Annotated in this window: 20 protein-coding genes and 1 riboswitch; of the genes, 7 read left to right on the top strand and 13 right to left on the bottom strand. The window is 74.1% G+C overall.

The window, feature by feature from the left end; all coding sequences use genetic code 11:
• Positions 1 to 6: 6 nt before the first annotated feature.
• Complete coding sequence (locus ACL02O_RS03305; protein WP_412816430.1) at positions 7 to 372, bottom strand: DUF4180 domain-containing protein; 366 nt, start codon at positions 370 to 372, stop codon at positions 7 to 9.
• Positions 365 to 823: a helix-turn-helix domain-containing protein gene (locus ACL02O_RS03300; protein ID WP_412816429.1), complete on the bottom strand. Its 459-nt coding sequence runs from the start codon at positions 821 to 823 to the stop codon at positions 365 to 367. The genes ACL02O_RS03305 and ACL02O_RS03300 overlap by 8 nt, the downstream gene beginning before the upstream one ends.
• Positions 824 to 922: 99 nt before the next feature.
• Here ACL02O_RS03300 and ACL02O_RS03295 point away from each other — a divergent pair, with 99 nt between their 5' ends.
• The 3 genes from ACL02O_RS03295 to ACL02O_RS03285 are packed head-to-tail and all read left to right on the top strand — an operon-like array spanning position 923 to position 3872.
• Positions 923 to 1690, top strand: a complete 768-nt coding sequence (locus tag ACL02O_RS03295) for a glycerophosphodiester phosphodiesterase family protein (RefSeq protein ID WP_412816428.1) — start codon at positions 923 to 925, stop codon at positions 1688 to 1690.
• A gap of 15 nt (positions 1691 to 1705) precedes the next feature.
• The gene (locus ACL02O_RS03290) at positions 1706 to 3097 is read left to right on the top strand and encodes an MFS transporter (RefSeq protein ID WP_412816427.1); all 1392 of its coding nucleotides are present in this window, start codon (positions 1706 to 1708) and stop codon (positions 3095 to 3097) included.
• Positions 3098 to 3152: 55 nt separating this feature from the next.
• A complete protein-coding gene (locus ACL02O_RS03285; RefSeq protein WP_412816426.1) occupies positions 3153 to 3872 on the top strand; it encodes a thymidine kinase in 720 nt (239 codons plus the stop codon).
• Between the two features lie 6 nt (positions 3873 to 3878).
• Here ACL02O_RS03285 and ACL02O_RS03280 read toward each other — a convergent pair whose 3' ends face one another.
• Both ACL02O_RS03280 and ACL02O_RS03275 read right to left on the bottom strand, forming a co-directional pair.
• Positions 3879 to 4769, bottom strand: a complete 891-nt coding sequence (locus tag ACL02O_RS03280; protein ID WP_412816425.1) for a metallophosphoesterase — start codon at positions 4767 to 4769, stop codon at positions 3879 to 3881.
• A gap of 23 nt (positions 4770 to 4792) precedes the next feature.
• Positions 4793 to 4869: riboswitch (ZMP/ZTP riboswitch) on the bottom strand.
• Positions 4870 to 4909: 40 nt separating this feature from the next.
• Positions 4910 to 5368, bottom strand: a complete 459-nt coding sequence (locus tag ACL02O_RS03275; RefSeq protein WP_412816424.1) for an Rv0361 family membrane protein — start codon at positions 5366 to 5368, stop codon at positions 4910 to 4912.
• Between the two features lie 122 nt (positions 5369 to 5490).
• On the opposite strand from ACL02O_RS03275, the gene ACL02O_RS03270 reads away from it, so the two are divergent.
• Positions 5491 to 5862: a VOC family protein gene (locus ACL02O_RS03270; protein ID WP_412816423.1), complete on the top strand. Its 372-nt coding sequence runs from the start codon at positions 5491 to 5493 to the stop codon at positions 5860 to 5862.
• Positions 5863 to 5959: 97 nt separating this feature from the next.
• On the opposite strand, the gene ACL02O_RS03265 is transcribed toward ACL02O_RS03270, so the two are convergent.
• The gene (locus ACL02O_RS03265) at positions 5960 to 6364 is read right to left on the bottom strand and encodes a VOC family protein (protein ID WP_412816422.1); all 405 of its coding nucleotides are present in this window, start codon (positions 6362 to 6364) and stop codon (positions 5960 to 5962) included.
• Positions 6365 to 6452: 88 nt separating this feature from the next.
• Here ACL02O_RS03265 and ACL02O_RS03260 point away from each other — a divergent pair, with 88 nt between their 5' ends.
• Positions 6453 to 7397 (top strand): helix-turn-helix transcriptional regulator, encoded by a 945-nt coding sequence (locus tag ACL02O_RS03260; protein WP_412816421.1) that lies wholly within the window; start codon positions 6453 to 6455, stop codon positions 7395 to 7397.
• Positions 7398 to 7520: 123 nt separating this feature from the next.
• Here ACL02O_RS03260 and ACL02O_RS03255 read toward each other — a convergent pair whose 3' ends face one another.
• Genes ACL02O_RS03255 through ACL02O_RS03245 form a run of 3 tightly spaced genes read right to left on the bottom strand, consistent with a single transcriptional unit; the run spans position 7521 to position 9709 of the window.
• Positions 7521 to 7895 (bottom strand): VOC family protein, encoded by a 375-nt coding sequence (locus ACL02O_RS03255; protein ID WP_412816420.1) that lies wholly within the window; start codon positions 7893 to 7895, stop codon positions 7521 to 7523.
• Positions 7892 to 8674, bottom strand: coding sequence for a TetR/AcrR family transcriptional regulator (locus tag ACL02O_RS03250; protein ID WP_412816419.1), 783 nt, complete (start codon positions 8672 to 8674; stop codon positions 7892 to 7894). The genes ACL02O_RS03255 and ACL02O_RS03250 overlap by 4 nt, the downstream gene beginning before the upstream one ends.
• A 42-nt stretch (positions 8675 to 8716) precedes the next feature.
• Positions 8717 to 9709 carry a tyrosine-type recombinase/integrase gene (locus ACL02O_RS03245; protein ID WP_412816418.1) on the bottom strand — a complete coding sequence of 331 codons (993 nt, stop codon included), beginning with the start codon at positions 9707 to 9709 and terminating at the stop codon, positions 8717 to 8719.
• A gap of 168 nt (positions 9710 to 9877) precedes the next feature.
• Here ACL02O_RS03245 and ACL02O_RS03240 point away from each other — a divergent pair, with 168 nt between their 5' ends.
• Positions 9878 to 10906, top strand: a complete 1029-nt coding sequence (locus tag ACL02O_RS03240) for a helix-turn-helix transcriptional regulator (RefSeq protein ID WP_412816417.1) — start codon at positions 9878 to 9880, stop codon at positions 10904 to 10906.
• A 17-nt stretch (positions 10907 to 10923) separates the two neighbouring features.
• On the opposite strand, the gene ACL02O_RS03235 is transcribed toward ACL02O_RS03240, so the two are convergent.
• From ACL02O_RS03235 to ACL02O_RS03215, 5 genes are all read right to left on the bottom strand, one after another.
• On the bottom strand, positions 10924 to 11349 hold the full coding sequence (locus tag ACL02O_RS03235) for an Hsp20/alpha crystallin family protein (RefSeq protein ID WP_412816551.1): 426 nt from the start codon (positions 11347 to 11349) through the stop codon (positions 10924 to 10926).
• Between the two features lie 81 nt (positions 11350 to 11430).
• A complete protein-coding gene (locus ACL02O_RS03230; RefSeq protein ID WP_412816416.1) occupies positions 11431 to 11940 on the bottom strand; it encodes a GNAT family N-acetyltransferase in 510 nt (169 codons plus the stop codon).
• Between the two features lie 21 nt (positions 11941 to 11961).
• Positions 11962 to 12501 (bottom strand): DUF2087 domain-containing protein, encoded by a 540-nt coding sequence (locus ACL02O_RS03225; RefSeq protein WP_412816415.1) that lies wholly within the window; start codon positions 12499 to 12501, stop codon positions 11962 to 11964.
• A 61-nt stretch (positions 12502 to 12562) separates the two neighbouring features.
• Positions 12563 to 13144, bottom strand: a complete 582-nt coding sequence (locus tag ACL02O_RS03220) for an isochorismatase family protein (RefSeq protein WP_412816414.1) — start codon at positions 13142 to 13144, stop codon at positions 12563 to 12565.
• Positions 13145 to 13184: 40 nt separating this feature from the next.
• Complete coding sequence (locus tag ACL02O_RS03215; RefSeq protein ID WP_412816413.1) at positions 13185 to 13709, bottom strand: MarR family winged helix-turn-helix transcriptional regulator; 525 nt, start codon at positions 13707 to 13709, stop codon at positions 13185 to 13187.
• Positions 13710 to 13781: 72 nt separating this feature from the next.
• Here ACL02O_RS03215 and ACL02O_RS03210 point away from each other — a divergent pair, with 72 nt between their 5' ends.
• Positions 13782 to 15017: an MFS transporter gene (locus ACL02O_RS03210; protein ID WP_412816412.1), complete on the top strand. Its 1236-nt coding sequence runs from the start codon at positions 13782 to 13784 to the stop codon at positions 15015 to 15017.
• Positions 15018 to 15028: the final 11 nt, after the last annotated feature.

Genomic DNA, 15028 nt, shown 5'->3' with positions numbered 1-15028 from the left:
CCAGGTTCAGGCGCGGCCCAGCCGGGCGTCGAGGGCGTCCAGGTCGGGGACGAACCAGACGTGGTCGTGCCGGTTGGACTCGGTCACCAGGGCCCGCAGGGCGGCGCTGGCCGCCAGGTGCCGGGAGATGTCGCCGACGACCACCAGCCGCAGCCGGTAGTTGACGAACTTCTGCATGATCTCCCCGGCGAAGCGGGTGCCCAGGGAGAAGAAGCTCGGGTCGAGCCGCTCGGCCGGTACGGCGACCACCGCGGCGCCGAGGAAGGCCGCCCCGATCAGGTCCAGGGCGTCGCGCTCCGTGGCGATCGGCGGCCCGGTCGGGTCGCACACCAGCACCCGCACCCCGGCCCGCTGCTCAAGCAGGTCAGACATCGGTGGGCCCTTCCCGGGCGAGCAGGCCGCCCGCGCCGTGCAGGACGGCGTCGAGCAGGTGCAGCAGGTCGGCGGTGGCGGCGGCGTCGCCCAGGATCACGATTTTCATGCGGTGGCGTTCCTCGTCGTGGACGGTCTGCACGCGCAGCGGGCGCGCCGGATCGTGGTGGGTGTTCGCGGTGGCCAGCAGCAGGGTGGTGAGCCGGTCGGTGGTGGCCCGGTCGACGCCGTCGACCTGCGCGATGCTCGACACCTCCAGCACCGCCGGACCGGCGGGCGTGGCCGCCGCGGGTCGGCCGGTCAGCGCGTCGAGGTCGGCGCGGGCGATCCGGTACTGCTTGCCGATCCGCACCGCCGGCAGCCGGCCGGCGCGGATGTAGCCGCGCACCGTGCGCACGTGCAGCCCCAGCACATCCGCGACCTGCTCAACCGAGTACATGTCATTACCCATCGTTCCCTATCCTACGGGAAATAGGGAGCGATGGGGAAGTTCGTTGTGGCGACGCCGGCCGGTCATCCGGATGCCACCGGCGCGCGGCATACTTCCCGCGTGCAGCCCCGACACGGCTACCTGGACGCCCCCGCACCCCTCGCCTTCGCCCACCGCGGTGGCGCGGCCGACGGCGACGAGAACACCGCTGCCGCGTTCGCCCGGGCCATCGCCCTCGGCTACCGGTACGTGGAGACCGACGTGCACGCCACCACCGACGGCGTGCCGGTGATCTTCCACGACGCCACGCTGCTACGGGTCACCGGCGAGCCGGGGCGCATCGCGGATCTGCGCTGGGCCGACCTCGCCTCGGTGCGCGTCGGCGGCGCCGCCGTCGTGCCCCGCCTCGACGAGGTCCTCGCCGCCTGGCCCGAGGTCCGGTTCAACGTCGACGTCAAGTCCGACGGCGCGGTCACGCCGACCGTCGACACGCTCACCCGGGCCGGCGCCGGCGAGCGGGTGCTGCTCGCCTCGTTCAGCGACGCCCGGCTGGCGAGGCTGCGCGCCCTCGCCGGGCCGAAGATCGCCACCAGCCTCGGCATGCGCGGGGTGGCCCGGCTGCGGATGGCCTCCCTGCACGGCCGGTCCCTGCGGCTGCCACCGTCCGTGGTCGCCGCCCAGGTCCCGGTCCGGTACGGGCGCATCCCGGTGGTCGACCGGCGGTTCCTCGCGTACTGCCACCGACTCGGGTTGCAGGTGCACGTCTGGACGATCGACGAACCTGCCGAAATGCACGACTTACTTGATCTTGGTGTGGATGGCATCATGACCGATCACGTCGGCGTGCTGCGCGACGTCTACCGCAGCCGCGGCCACTGGGCCGCCTGAGCCAGAGGACCCCCATTGGCCGAAACGGTCGCCCCAGCCGTCGTCGAGCCCGGCCACCCGGGCAGCACCCGCCGCGAACGCACCGGCTGGTACTTCTACGACTGGGCGAACTCCGCCTTCCAGACCACGGTGATCACGGTCTTCCTCGGGCCGTTCCTCACCACCGTCACCGAACTCGCCGCCGGCTGCGAGCTGGGCGCCGACGAGTGCCACGGGTACGTGCACCCACTGGGCATCCGGGTCGCCGCCGGTTCCTACTACCCGTACCTGATCTCGCTGTCGGTGTTCCTCACCGTGTTCGTGCTGCCCGTGATCGGGGCGGTCGCCGACCGTTCGGTGCACAAGAAGCGGCTACTGGCCGCCGCCGCGTTCACCGGCGCCGGGGCGACGATCGCGTTCGCCTTCGTCACCGGCGAGCGGTACCTGCTCGGCGGGGCGCTGTTCCTGATCGCCAACATCTCCTTCGGCGCGGCCGTCGTGGTCTACAACTCGTTCCTGCCGCAGCTCGGCGGCCCCGACGACCGTGACGCCATCTCCAGCCGCGGCTGGGCCATCGGCTACCTCGGCGGCGGGCTGCTGCTCGCGCTGAACCTGGTCGCGGTCACGATGCTCAGTGAGGAGGGCAACCCGCAGCGCACCCTCGACCTGGCCCGCTGGTCGATCGTCTCGGCCGGCCTGTGGTGGGCGGCGTTCACCCTGCTGCCGCTGCGCTGGCTGCGCGAGCATCCCACCGCCGAGGCGCTGCACGGGGGCGGCAATGTGCTCACCGACGGGTTCAGGCAGCTCGGCCGCACCCTGCGGGAGATCAAGACGTACCCGCTGACGCTGTTCTTCCTGCTCGCCTTCCTGGTCTTCAACGACGGCATCCAGACCGTCATCACCCTGGCCAGCCAGTACGGCACCGAGGAGCTGCGCCTGAAGCAGAGCACCCTGATCGTCACCATCCTGCTGGTGCAGTTCCTCGCCTTCGGCGGCGCGCTCGCCCTCGGCGCCCTCGCCCGGCGCATCGGCGCGTGGAAGACCGTGCTGCTCAGCCTGGTGCTCTGGACCGCGGTGATCATCGCCGCGTTCCGGTTGCCCGCCGAGGCGCCGCTGCCGTTCATGCTGCTCGGCGGCTGCATCGGCCTGGTGCTCGGCGGCAGCCAGGCGTTGAGCCGATCGCTGTTCAGCCAGCTCATCCCGACCGGCAAGGAGGGCGAGTACTACGGCTTCTACGAGATCAGCGACAAGGGCACCAGCTGGCTCGGCCCGCTCGCCTTCGGCCTGGTGTTCCAGCTCACCGCCTCGTACCGGGTGGGTCTGGTCTCCCTGCTGATCTTCTTCGTGGTCGGCTTCGCGCTGCTGGCCGCCGTGCCGATGCGGCGGGCCATCGTCGCCGCCGGCAACACCCCGCCCCGGGTGCTGTAGGTCGAGGCGCGCGCCGGCAAGATCCTCTCGCGTCGATGGGCTAGGCTGCCCCGACGTGACCGACGACGCCGCTGCCGCCCCGACCTGCCTGGCCCGCCCCCTCCCGGGGCCGGGCGACGGCCCTGCCGGCGGCTGCGCCGCCGCCCGCGGGGTCGACGGGCGACCGCTGCACGCCGCCGCGCTGAAGTTCTTCTGGGGCCCGATGGACTGCGGCAAGTCCACGATGGCCCTGCAGATGAACTACAACCACGCCCGGCAGGGTCGCCGCGGCCTGGTCACCACCCGTATCGACCGCTCCCTCGGCCCGCAGGTCACCACCCGCATCGGCCTGGCCCACTCGGCCATCGAGGTCACCGACGCCCTGGACCTGCGCGACCTGGTCCGCGACGCGTGGGCCGAGGGGGTACGGGTCGACTACCTGATCTGCGACGAGGCGTCCTTCTACAACCTCGAGCACGTCGAGCAGATGGCCGAGCTGGTTGACAACTACGACGTCGACGTGTATGCGTTCGGCCTGGCCACCGACTTCCGCTCCTGCCTGTTCCCGGCCGCGCAGCGGCTGTTCGAGCTCGCCGACGAGGTGGCCCGCATCCAGGTCGAGGTGCTCTGCTGGTGCGGCCGGGAGGGGCTGCTCAACGCCCGGGTCGTCGACGGGCGGGTGGTCCGGGAGGGCGAGCAGGTCGTCATCGGGGACACCGTCGACACCGCCGATGTGCGCTACCAGGTGCTCTGCCGCCGGCACTACCGCTCCGGCGACCTCGGCCCGCGCGGCTGACCCCACTCACTCCCCCGGCACGTCGACGCCCGACACGGCGTCGACCAGGTACACCTGTCGACCCGCCCGCGGATCCCGGGCGGCAAGGGTGTGGAACATCGGTGACCCGGGACCGCCGAGGTCGACCACGGTCGCGCCGGCGCCCGTGACGGCCCGCTCGAGCCGGGGCGGGGCGGTCAGGTCGATGCGGGTCACCACACCGGGCGTCACCGACACCGGCACGCCGCCCAGCGCGCCGGACAACTGCAGGTGGTAGTGGCCGCAGAGGACCGCCCGCACATCGCTGCCCGCCAGGGCGGCGGCGAATCCGTCGACGTCGCGCAGGTTGACCGAGGCCATCAGCGGCGACGAGGGCAGCGCGATCGGCGGGTGGTGCAGCACCACCACCGTGCCGGCCTCGACCGGCCGGGCCAGCACCCTGCGCAGCCAGCGCAGCTGCCGGTCACCGAGCTGGCCGTGCACCGCCCCCGGCACGAGACTGTCGAGCGTCACCACGCGCAGCCCGCGGACCACGCTGACCGCCGCCCGCTCCTCGCCCGCGGGGCGGGCCGGCTCACCCGTGTCGGTTCCGTCGGCGGCCAGGTGGCCGGTGCCCAGCGCGGCCGCGAAGGACGCCCGGCGGTCGTGGTTGCCCGGGCAGTAGACGTGCGGGATGCCGCGTTCGCGGGCGAACCGGCCGACCGCCTCCCGCACCGCGACGCAGCCCTCGACCGAGCCGTCGTCGGCGATGTCCCCGCTGACGACCACCAGGTCGATGTCGGGCACGTGCCGCACGTCGTGCAGCATCCCGTCGAGGGCGGCACGGGCGTCCACGCCGTCCTCGACGCGGCCGTCGGCGCCGACGTGGGTGTCGGACAGGTGCAGGATCCGGTGGCGGGCGATCGAGGTGGCGGACATCTGGCTCCTCATCGGTGTCGATGAGGGGACCCCCAGGCGGTCGACGCCCCCGACTTCACTCCCCGGTGGTCGCCCACCCGCGCCAGTCGTGTGGCCGACAGCTTAGGACAGGACCGGCCGGCGACGCTGCCCCCGACCGGTCAGAACGGGTCTCCGCAGACCCGCCACTCTCCGTTCTCCTGCACCACCGGCAGGTCCCGCTCCTCGCTGCCGCCGCCCTCGCGGGTCAGCCGCACCTTCACCGTGCCGCGCGGGCGACCGCTCCGGGTGGCCACCGACACGTCCACGATCTCGTAGCCGGTGACCTGCGGCGGGGTGCGCACCCAGCTGCGGAACCCGACCTGGCTCCACTTGCCGCGCGCCTGCCGGCACAGCTTCTCGTACGCCGGGTCGGTGTCCCCGGCGGCGACCTCCCGCAGGAACGTGTCGGCGGTCTCCCGGACCGGGCCGTTGGCCTGGAGCACCACCTGCACGTTCCACACGCCGAGGCCGGCGACCCCGACCAGGCACAGGCCGACCCCGAGGCCGCCGAACAGCAGGCCCGCGCGGACCGGCCGGCGGCGCCGGGCCGGTCTGGTCCACCCCTGATCCCTGCCCATCACCTACCGACCGTAGAGACACCGCCCGGCCCGCGCAGGCGGTTGTGCCCCCTGCCGGCGGGCCGAGATCCGGCGGAGGTACCTGCCAGCAGGTGTCAGCTTCGGTGGCGAGGATGGGCGGCATGACAGTGCACGCCAACCTCGCGATGGTCAACCTCGACAGCTCCGACCCGGTCGCCCATGCCGGCTTCTACTCCCGTGTCCTCGGCTGGGAGGTCACCCACAGCCAGGCCGAGTACGCGATGATCAGCAAGGACGGGGTCTCGATCGGCTTCGGCCTGGTGCCCGGGTACACCCCGCCGGCCTGGCCGGACGAGACCGCCGGCAAGCGCTACCACCTCGACCTGTACGTCGACGACGTGACCGTCGCCGAGAAGGAGTTCGTGGCAGCCGGCGCCCGTAGGCCGGAGTTCCAGCCGGGCGGCGAGCGGTGGACGGTGCTGCTCGACCCGGTGGGGCAGCCGTTCTGCCTCTGCCCGCGTCCGCAGGACTGAGGGCGGGTCGGCTGGGCGGGTGGTCGGCCCACCCGCCGAGCCGACCCCGGCGGTCACCCGACGGCCCTCCGCCGGACGGCGGTGTCCGCGAAGTGCGTCACCGGTTCGACATCCGCAGGTAGTGCTGGTTGTACATGACGCCGAGGAGGTTGCCGAACGGGTCGACCACGGAGGCGGTGACGAAGCCCGGCCCGCGCTCGACCGGCTTCTCGTACGCCGTGGCGCCCAGCCCCAGCAGCCGTGCGAAGGCGGCCTCCACGTCGTCGACGTGCCAGTAGACCACCGCGCCGCCGGCCTCCGCGGGCCGGGGACGCGGGGCGAACCGGCTGTCGATGATGCCCAGTTCGTGCTGGTGGTCGCCGATGCGGAACTCGACGTACGCGGGCGGTCCCGCGGCCGGGCGGGTGAAGTACGGCTCGGTGCCGAGCAGTTCGCTGTACCAGCTGGCGGCGGCGGCGACGTCGGCGGCGTAGAAGCTGACGGTGGTGAGACCTCGCAGCATCGGTTGGTTCCCTTCTCGATGGATGACACGCCCCATCCTTCGTCGTAAAGTGCTCACCTTCTGAGCACTTTGGGGGAGAATCCCGGTCATGCGCGCTGACCGCCTCGTGGCCGTGCTGCTGCTCATGCAGACCCGGGGCCGGGTGACCGCGGCCGAACTCGCCACCGAACTGGAGGTGTCGGTCGCCACCGCGCGGCGCGACCTGGAGGCGCTCTCGGCGGCGGGCGTACCGGTGTATCCGCAGGCCGGGCGCGGTGGCGGCTGGTCCCTGGTCGGCGGGGCACGCACCGATCTCAGTGGCCTGACGGCGACCGAGGCGCAGGCGCTGTTCCTGCTCGTCGGCCCCGCCGCGGCCGTCTCGCCCGAGGCCCGGGCGGCGCTGCGCAAGCTGTTGACGGCGCTGCCGCGCACCTTCCGGGCCGACGCCGAGGCCGCCGGCGACGCCACCCTGGTCGACCCGGTCCGGTGGGGCGAGCGCGACCGGACCCGGCCCTCCACGGTCGACGTTCTGCAGACCGCCGTGGTCCGGCGCCGCAAGGTCCGCCTCAGCTACGCCGGGCGTGCCGGGAAGCCGACGGAACGCCTGGTGGACCCGTGGGGCCTGATCGACAAGGACGACGTCTGGTACCTGCTGGCGGGCACCGACCGGGGGCGGCGCACCTTCCGGGTCGACCGGATCGCCCGGGCCGAACCGACCGACCGGCCCGCCGACCGCCCCGACGACCTCGTCCTGGCCGACGCGTGGCAGAAGGTCGTCGACGAGATCGAGCGGCGGCGCTCGGGCACCTGGGCGACGGTGCTGCTGCCGACCCGGTTCGCGCCGGTCCTGCACGACCAGTTCGGCCGGCACTGCCACCTCGACGGCGAACCCGTCGACGGCCGGGTCCGGGTCCGGGTCGCCGCCCCGACCCCGCTGGACATCGCCCGGCAGCTGGCCGGCTGGGGCGCGCTGGTCGAGGTCGTCGACCCGCCGTCGGTGCGGGACGAGCTGGCCCGCATCGGGGCCGAACTCGTCACCCGCCACGCCGGCTGAACGCGGCTCAGGAGGATGCCATCGTCGTGGCGGTCGCCGCGCCTCGGCGAGGGTGGACACCGCCGACGCGGGAGATCTCCAGCCCGTGTCGCATCCGGACGAGCCACGACCGGGGTACGCCGGTCACGCCGGGGACATCACCTCGTAGAGGTTGCCGGAGTCGTCCCGGAAGAACAGCCCTCGGGCGCACAGTGGATGGTCGGTACGCCCGTTGTCGGGCGACCCGGGTTCGTTGCCGTACGGCACCCCGGCGTCGCGCAGCCGGCCGAGGATCGCGTCGAAGGTGTCCGGGTCCACGTCGAAGGCGAGGTGATGCCCCTCGGGCGTCGGCACGCTCATGAAGTCGACGGTGAGCTGGTCGTTGACGCGTACCGGCGCGAAGTGACCGCGCCGGCCGGCGGGCGGCAGTACGGGTAGTCCCATCACCTCGGCGAAGAACCGGGCGGCGGCGTGGTGGTCGTGGGCCGGGACGATCGTGTGGTTGAGGGTGACGGTCACGGGTTCGCCTCCTCGGCGGTCGGGGTGAGCGCGCCGTGCAGGAACAGGTCGACCAGCTCGGCCGGGGTGGGTGCGTCGCCCGGCAGCGGCCCGCGCCCGGGCAGCAGGACGGCGAGGAACAGCGCGGCCAGCCGGTCCTCCGGCAGCCGCAACCGGTCCCGCTCCGGGGCGAGCAGTACGGCCACGGCCGCCCGGACGGCGGCGGCCGACTCCTGGCGGCCGGCGACGGGACGGTCGCCGGCGGGCGGCTCCGCCGGACCCCACGCGGTGCCGCCGGGCCGGTCCCGCGGCGTGGTGGCCGACGAGGGCGGGGCACCCGCGGTAGCGGTCGACGTGGGACCGTCGGCGGTGGTGGCCGCCGTCCCGCCGTGGTCGCGGCCCTCGGCGGTGCGGCCACCACGGCGGGACCGCCCGGGGCGGCCGGCGGCGTGGGCGGCGGCGAGCACCGCGCCCATCCGCTCGAAGTGCGCGAGCAGCGCGCCGGCTGCGTCGGTGAGCCGGTCTCCGAGGGGTTGGTCGAGCGGGATCGCGGACAGTTCGGCGAGCGCGGTGTCGGGCCGCAGTGCCTCGGCGACGCAGGCGTCGAGCAGGGCGTCCTTGTCGGCGAAGGCGCGGAAGACGGTCGCCTCCCCGATGCCGGCCGCCCGGGCGACCTGGGCGGTGGTGATGGTCGCGCCGTGAGTGACGAGCAGCGGCAGGGCGGTCCGCACGATCATCGCGCGGCGCTCGTCCGGGCTCATTCCCGGGGCGCGGCGTCGGGGCGCGGTGGTGTCCGTCATGCCGCCCAGCATGCGGAGTGAGTACTCACTCCGTCAACGGGTTTATCCGCGCCGGCGCGCCCGGGCGGCCCAGATCACGTACGCGGGATCGCGGTCGAGGTTGTGCCGGTCCCGGTCGTAGCGGCGGGTGGTCCGCGGGTCCGCGTGGCCCATCGCGTCCTGCACGTCCTCCAGCGGCACCCCCTCGGCGCGCGCCGAGGTGGCGAACGCATGCCGCAGCGAGTGCGGAGACAGCTTCGCCCACGCCGGAATGCCGGCAGCCTGGGCGAGCCGGCGGACCAGCCGGAACACCGAGTGCCGGTCCAGCCGGGCGCCGGTCGCCGTGACCAGCAGCGGCCCGGTCAGCTCGGGCACGGTCAGCCGCTGCGCGGCGGCCCGGGCGGCCAGGTAGGCGTCCACCGCGTACGCGGTGCCCGGGGTGAGCGCCCGGCGGCGCACCTTACCGCCCTTGCCGACGAACCGGACGCTGCGGTGCCCACGCTCGGCACCCAGGTCGGTCAGGTTCAGGGAGATCAGCTCACCGACCCGCAGCCCCAGGTCGGCCAGGAGGGCGATGGTGGCCCGGTTGCGCGCGGCGGTCGGGCCGCTGTCCGCCTCGGCGGCCGCCAGCAGCGCGTCCACCTCCTCCGGGGTGAGCCCCACCGTGGCCGAGTGGTCCCGGTCGACCCGGGGACGGTCGGCGCCGGCGACCGGGTTGGCCTCGACCGCACGCAGCTTGACCAGGAAGTCGTACCAGCTGGACAGGGCGGAGAGTCGACGGGCGACGGTGGCCGGGGTGAGCGGGCGCCCGCTGCGCGCGCCCAGCGTGGACTCCAGTTCCCGGCCGTAGGCGTTGACGTCCAGGAAGTTGGCCCCCAGCGGGTCCATCCCCCGGTCGGCGCACCAGCTCAGCCAGCCGTTGACGTCCCGCCGGTACGCGTCGCGGGTGTGCTCCGACAGCCGCCGGTTGCGCAGCCACGCCTCGGTGAAGTCGGCCGGCCCGCCACCTGCGGCGAGGCGGGCCGACGCACGGGGCAGGACCTCGGGACGCAGCATGTGAGAAAGGCTCTCAGCCGGCGCGCAAAATCGCGACGAGGCGCGCCAGACGGAAGTCCGCCGAACCTCACCCGACCGCCGCCACGAGTCGACCGTCGGGACCGGTCGAAGCCCACCCGCGTTCGGGCCCTGGCGCGACCGGCCATCCGCCCGGGATACCGTCACGGCGTGCGTGCCAGCCGCCTCGTCTCCCTGCTGCTGCTCCTGCAGACGCGGGGACGGATGACCGCCCAGGAGCTCGCCGACGCCCTGGAGGTGTCGGTCCGGACCGTCTACCGGGACGTCGAGTCGCTGGGCTCCGCGGGTGTCCCGGTGTACGCCGACCGCGGCCCGGCCGGCGGCTACCGGCTGCTGGAGGGCTACCGGACCCGGCTGACCGGGCTGACCGCGCCGGAGGCGGAGGCGCTGTTCCTCGCCGGGGTGCCCGGCCCGGCCGCCGAGCTGGGGCTCGGCCCGGTGGTGGCCGCGGCCGAGCTGAAGGTGCTGGCCGCGCTCCCCGACGAGCTGGCCGACCGGGGCGGCCGGATGCGGCAGCGGTTCCACCTGGACGCGCCCGGGTGGTTCCGGCATCCCGAGGCCACCCCGCACCTGGCCACGCTGGCCCGTGCCGTGTGGGAGGACCGGCTGGTGGAGATGCGCTACCGGCGCTGGCGCGCCCCGCGCGAGGTGACCCGGGTAGTGGCCCCGCTGGGCGTGGTGCTCAAGGCGGGCCGCTGGTACCTGGTGGCCTCCTGCGAGGAGCAGCTGCGCACCTACCGGGTCGGCGCGGTCCTCGACGTCGTGGTCTCCGACGAGCGGTACACCCGTCCGGCGGACTTCGACCTGGCCGGGTACTGGCGGGAGTGGACGCAGCGCTACGAGCGGGACGTCTACCGCGCCCAGGCTCGGGTCCGGATGACGGTGGCCGCGCTGGAGTTCATGCCGTACGTCTTCCCGCCCGAGATGAGCCGGGCGGCCCGGGCCGCGGCGGGTGAGCCGGACGAGCACGGCTGGCTGGAGACCACCGTGCCGATCGAGTCGGTGCGGCACGCCCACACCGAACTGCTCAAGCTCGGCGCCGAGGTGGAGGTGCTCGAGCCGGCGGAGCTGCGGGACCGGCTCGGCGCCACCGCGCACGCCCTGGCCCGGCTCTACCCGGACGCGTCGGTGGGGGCGTCCGCACCGGACGCCCCCACCGATTCCGCCGCCGGTCGCTGATCTGCGCCGATGCCGGGTCAGGCGCTGATCTCCCGGCGGCCGTTGCCGGTCGCGGTGACGCTGATCCGGCGCGGCTTGGCGCGCTCGGCGACCGGGATGCGCAGGGTCAGCACGCCGTTCTCGTAGCCGGCCTCCAGCTTCTCGGTGTCGAGGGTGTCGCCGAGGAAGAGTTGCCGGGTGAAGGTGCCCATCGGCCGCTCCGCGGCGACGAGTTCGATGTCGTCCCCGGTGGGCCGGCGCCGCTCGGCGCGGACCGTCAGCACGTTGCGCTCCACCGTGCAGTCGATGCTGTCCGGGTCGACGCCGGGCAGGTCGAACGCTGCGTAGAAGAAGTCGCCGTCGCGGTAGGCGTCCAGGTGCATGACCGCCGGCCGGGCGGTGGTGCCGAAGAACTGATCGGCGATCCGGTCGATCTCGCGGAACGGGTCGGTACGCATCAACATGGCCATGCCCTCCTCGGTTCTCCTGGCCGAAGGTGTCGAGAGTCGAGTTGAGTCTGAGTGACTCAACTCCTCGATTCCGTTTTAGCGCGGGGCGAGCGCGTCGTCAACTCCGGCCGGTAACAGCTTCTCGAACCAGTGCTGGGCGTACCTGTCGTGGTTGTAGGCCGGGATCTCGACGTAGCCGTGGCGGGCGTAGAGGGCACGCGCCTCCACCAGGTCGCTGCGGGTGTCCAGCCGGATCCGGTCCGCCCCGGCCGCGCGCGCGTACGCCTCGACGGCGTCGAGGAGGGCGGCCCCACCTCCGGCGCCCCGGTGCGCCGCACGGACGTAGACCCGGGTGAGTTCCGCCCAGCCGGGACGCCAGCGCACTCCCGCGCAGCCGGCGAGCCGCCCGTCCCGGTGGGCCACCAGGAACAGGCCGGTGGGCGGCAGCAGGTCGTCACTGGGCGACTCGGCGAGCGCGGCGTCCACCTCCCCGGGCCGTTCCGGGCGGCCGTACCAGCGACGGACCATCTCCGCCAGGTACTCGCGCAGCAGGGTGGCCGCTTCGGGCGCGTCGGGCCGGGTGGGCGTCGTCGTCCAGGTCGTCACGGCCTGATCCTCACCGGACGGTCAACGACATTTTCCCCGGTCAGGGCGCCAGTAGATCCCGTGGTCGCGGGTCAGGAGCAGGTCGTCCACCAGGTAGCGGCGCAGCGTGACATGGTCCGCCTCGCCGCCCTCGCACCACGCGCGCAGCGCGTCGTCCACGGCCCGCTCCGGATACCGGACGCCGGGCTCGAAGGACCGTTCGGTGATGTGTTCCAGCAGCAGCCGGCGCCGTCCCCGCTGGGCGGGCAGCCGGATCAGCCGGCCGTCGCGGACGAAGGTGCGCAGGATCGCCTCGCGCGGGTTCGCCGCCGGGGACAGGCCCGCCGCGCCCCCGGACCGCGCGAACCCGCGCAGCCGTTCGCCGTCGATCCGCAGGGCCGTGCCGTCCTCGGCGACGATCCCGGCGTCGACGAGCCGGCGCACCCCGGTGACGGCGTCCCGGGCGGACAAACCGGTGCGCGCCACGACGGCCGGGACGTCCCCGGCGCCAAGGACGATCGCGGCGAACACGGCGCGACGTCGGTCGTCGGCGAGCGCGCCCGACAGGGCATCAGAGGTCATACCGGGCAGCCTGCCAGCGCGCCGCCCCGGACGGCCAGGCGTTTTCGTCGCCCCGGTGTCCCTACGGGCGCGGGTAGGCGGGGACGGGAGCGGCGGCGAAGTCGACGTCGGCGGTGTCGAGCGTGCCGGCGGTTCGGCCGGGCGCGCTCTGGTAGCGCCAGTAGAGATTGGTGTGGGCGATGACCAGGTCGGGCGATGGCGCACCGTAGGCCGTCAGGTCCTCGGTAGTGTGCGCGTCGGCGACCAGCATGGTGTCGTAGCCCCGGGTGAGCGCCCCGTGCAGGGTCGAGCGGATGCAGGCATCGGTCTGGGCGCCGGCGACCACGAGCCGACCGACGCCGCGCTCGGCCAGAACCTGCTCCAGGTCGGTGTCCTCGAAGGAGTCGCCGTAGGCCTTGTGCACCAGCGGCTCGGCGTCGCGGCGCACCAACTCCGGCACGTACCGCCACTGGTCGCTGCCCTGGGGCAGTTCCTCGCTGTGGTGCTGGACCCAGACGACCTCGATCCCGCCGGCGCGGGCCCGCTCGACCAGGGTGGCGATGTTGCCCACCACCCGGTCCCGGTCGTACGCCTGCGCCACGACGCCGTTCTGCACGTCGATGACGAGCAGGGCGGTGTGCGGTCGGTCGACGAGCGTGGTCATGCTGCCCTCCCGATGGTGCGGCTGATGGTCCGGGACCAACCTAGACCGGCCCACCGACATTCCGGGCGGGCGACGGTGACCGCTCGGCGACCAGCGCGACCCGGCGGAGCAGGTCCGACAGGAGCCGCCGCTCGTCCGGGGACAGGGCGCCCAGCACCCGGTGCTCCTCGTCACCGACCACGCCCATCGCGCGCCGCCACGCGTCCCGGCCGGCGTCGGTCAGTTCGACGTCGATCCGCCGCCGGTCAGCGGTGGACGGGATCCGCCGCACGAAGCCCCGGTGGACCAGCGCGTCCACCCGGGCGGTGATCGAGGCGGGCGCCATCCGCAGGTCGCCGGCGATCTCCGAGGGTGCGGCCCGCCCGCCGCGGCCGGCGAGGGCGTGCAGGGTGCCGTACTCCTTCTCCTGGAGGTCCAGCTCCGCGAGGGCCCGCTCCTTCACCTCGCGCAGGTGCCGGCTGAGCAGGGACATCCGGGTGACCGCGCCCTCGACGTCGGGGTCCAGGTCGGGCAGGACGGGCAGCCAGCGTGCGACGTGCTGGTCGGTGCGGTCGCGTTCGGTCACCGGAACACCGTACGCCGGGGCACGAAATATTCGTTGCCGAAATATTCGATGTCTAAATACCCTGTCGAGGTGATGACTCATCCCCTCCGCCTGCCGGCCTTCCGACTGCTCTTCCTCGGCCGTACCGTCTCCGCCGTCGGGGACGCGGTGGTCCCCACCGCGCTGGCCCTGGCGGTGCTCCGCGCCACCGGGTCCACGGCCGCCCTCGCCCTGGTGCTCGGCTGCGCCATGGTCCCCCGGCTGCTGCTGCTCCCCCTCGGCGGCGTGGTGGCCGACCGCTTCGACGCGCGGCGCGTCGCCCTCGTCACCGACCTGGTGCGCAGCGCCGCCCAACTCGTCGTCGGCGTGGAACTGCTGGGCGGGGCCCCGTCCCTGACCCACCTCGCGGTGGCCTCGGCCGTGGGCGGCGCGGCCTCCGGATTCGCCATCCCCACCGCGTCCCCGCTGGTCGCCGGCACGGTCGACGCCGACGGCCGGCAGCGCGCCAACGCGCTGATGGGCGTCACCGCCAACGCCAGCCGACTGGCCGGCCCCGCACTGGCCGGGCTGCTGATCTGGACCGCCGGCCCCGGCTGGGCGTTCGTGCTGGACGCGGCCTCGTTCGCGGCCAGCGCCGCGCTGCTCGCGGTCATCCGGGTCCGGCACGTGCCCGTCCCGCACCGGTCGCTGCGCGCCGACCTGGTGCACGGCTGGCGGGAGGTCCGCTCCCGCGACTGGTACTGGAGCAGTCTGCTCGCCCACGGCGTGTGGAACGGCGCCGCTGCGGTGCTGCTCACCGTCGGACCGCTGGTCGCCGTGGAGCGCCTCGGCGGGGAAGGCGTCTGGGTGCTGCTCCAGCAGGTCGGGGCGGTCGGCCTGCTGGCCGGGTCGCTGCTCGCCGCCCGGGTCCGCCCGGCCCGGCCGGTGCTGCTGGGCAACCTCGCCCTCGCTGCGTACGCGGCGCCGCTGCTCCTGCTCGCCGCCGCCGCGCCCGCCCCGGTGACCATCGCCGCCTACTGCCTCGCGCTGACCGCGCTCGGCTTCCTCAACCCGGTCTGGGAGACGGTGGTGCAGGGCCAGTTCCCGCCCGAGGTGCTGGCCCGGGTCACCTCGTACGACTGGCTGATGTCGCTGGGCGCCATGCCGCTCGGGTACGCCCTGGCCCCGCTCGCCGCCCGGGCCTGGGGGCCGCCCGCGCCCCTCGCGGTCGCCGGCCTGCTGGTCCTGTTCGCCTGCGCCGGCACCGCCGCCGTCCCCGGCGTACGTCGGCTGGGCTGGCCGGCGAGCGTCCCCGCCGGCACCGCGGAGCAGGTGCCGGTGGGACGCTGACCCGGCGTCTC

Origin of the sequence: Micromonospora mangrovicola (assembly GCF_047200535.1) — a bacterium.
Taxonomy (GTDB): Bacteria; Actinomycetota; Actinomycetes; order Mycobacteriales; family Micromonosporaceae; genus Micromonospora.
The sequence above is the reverse complement of the archived record's forward strand: the minus strand, read 5'-3'. Positions and strand labels throughout refer to the sequence as shown.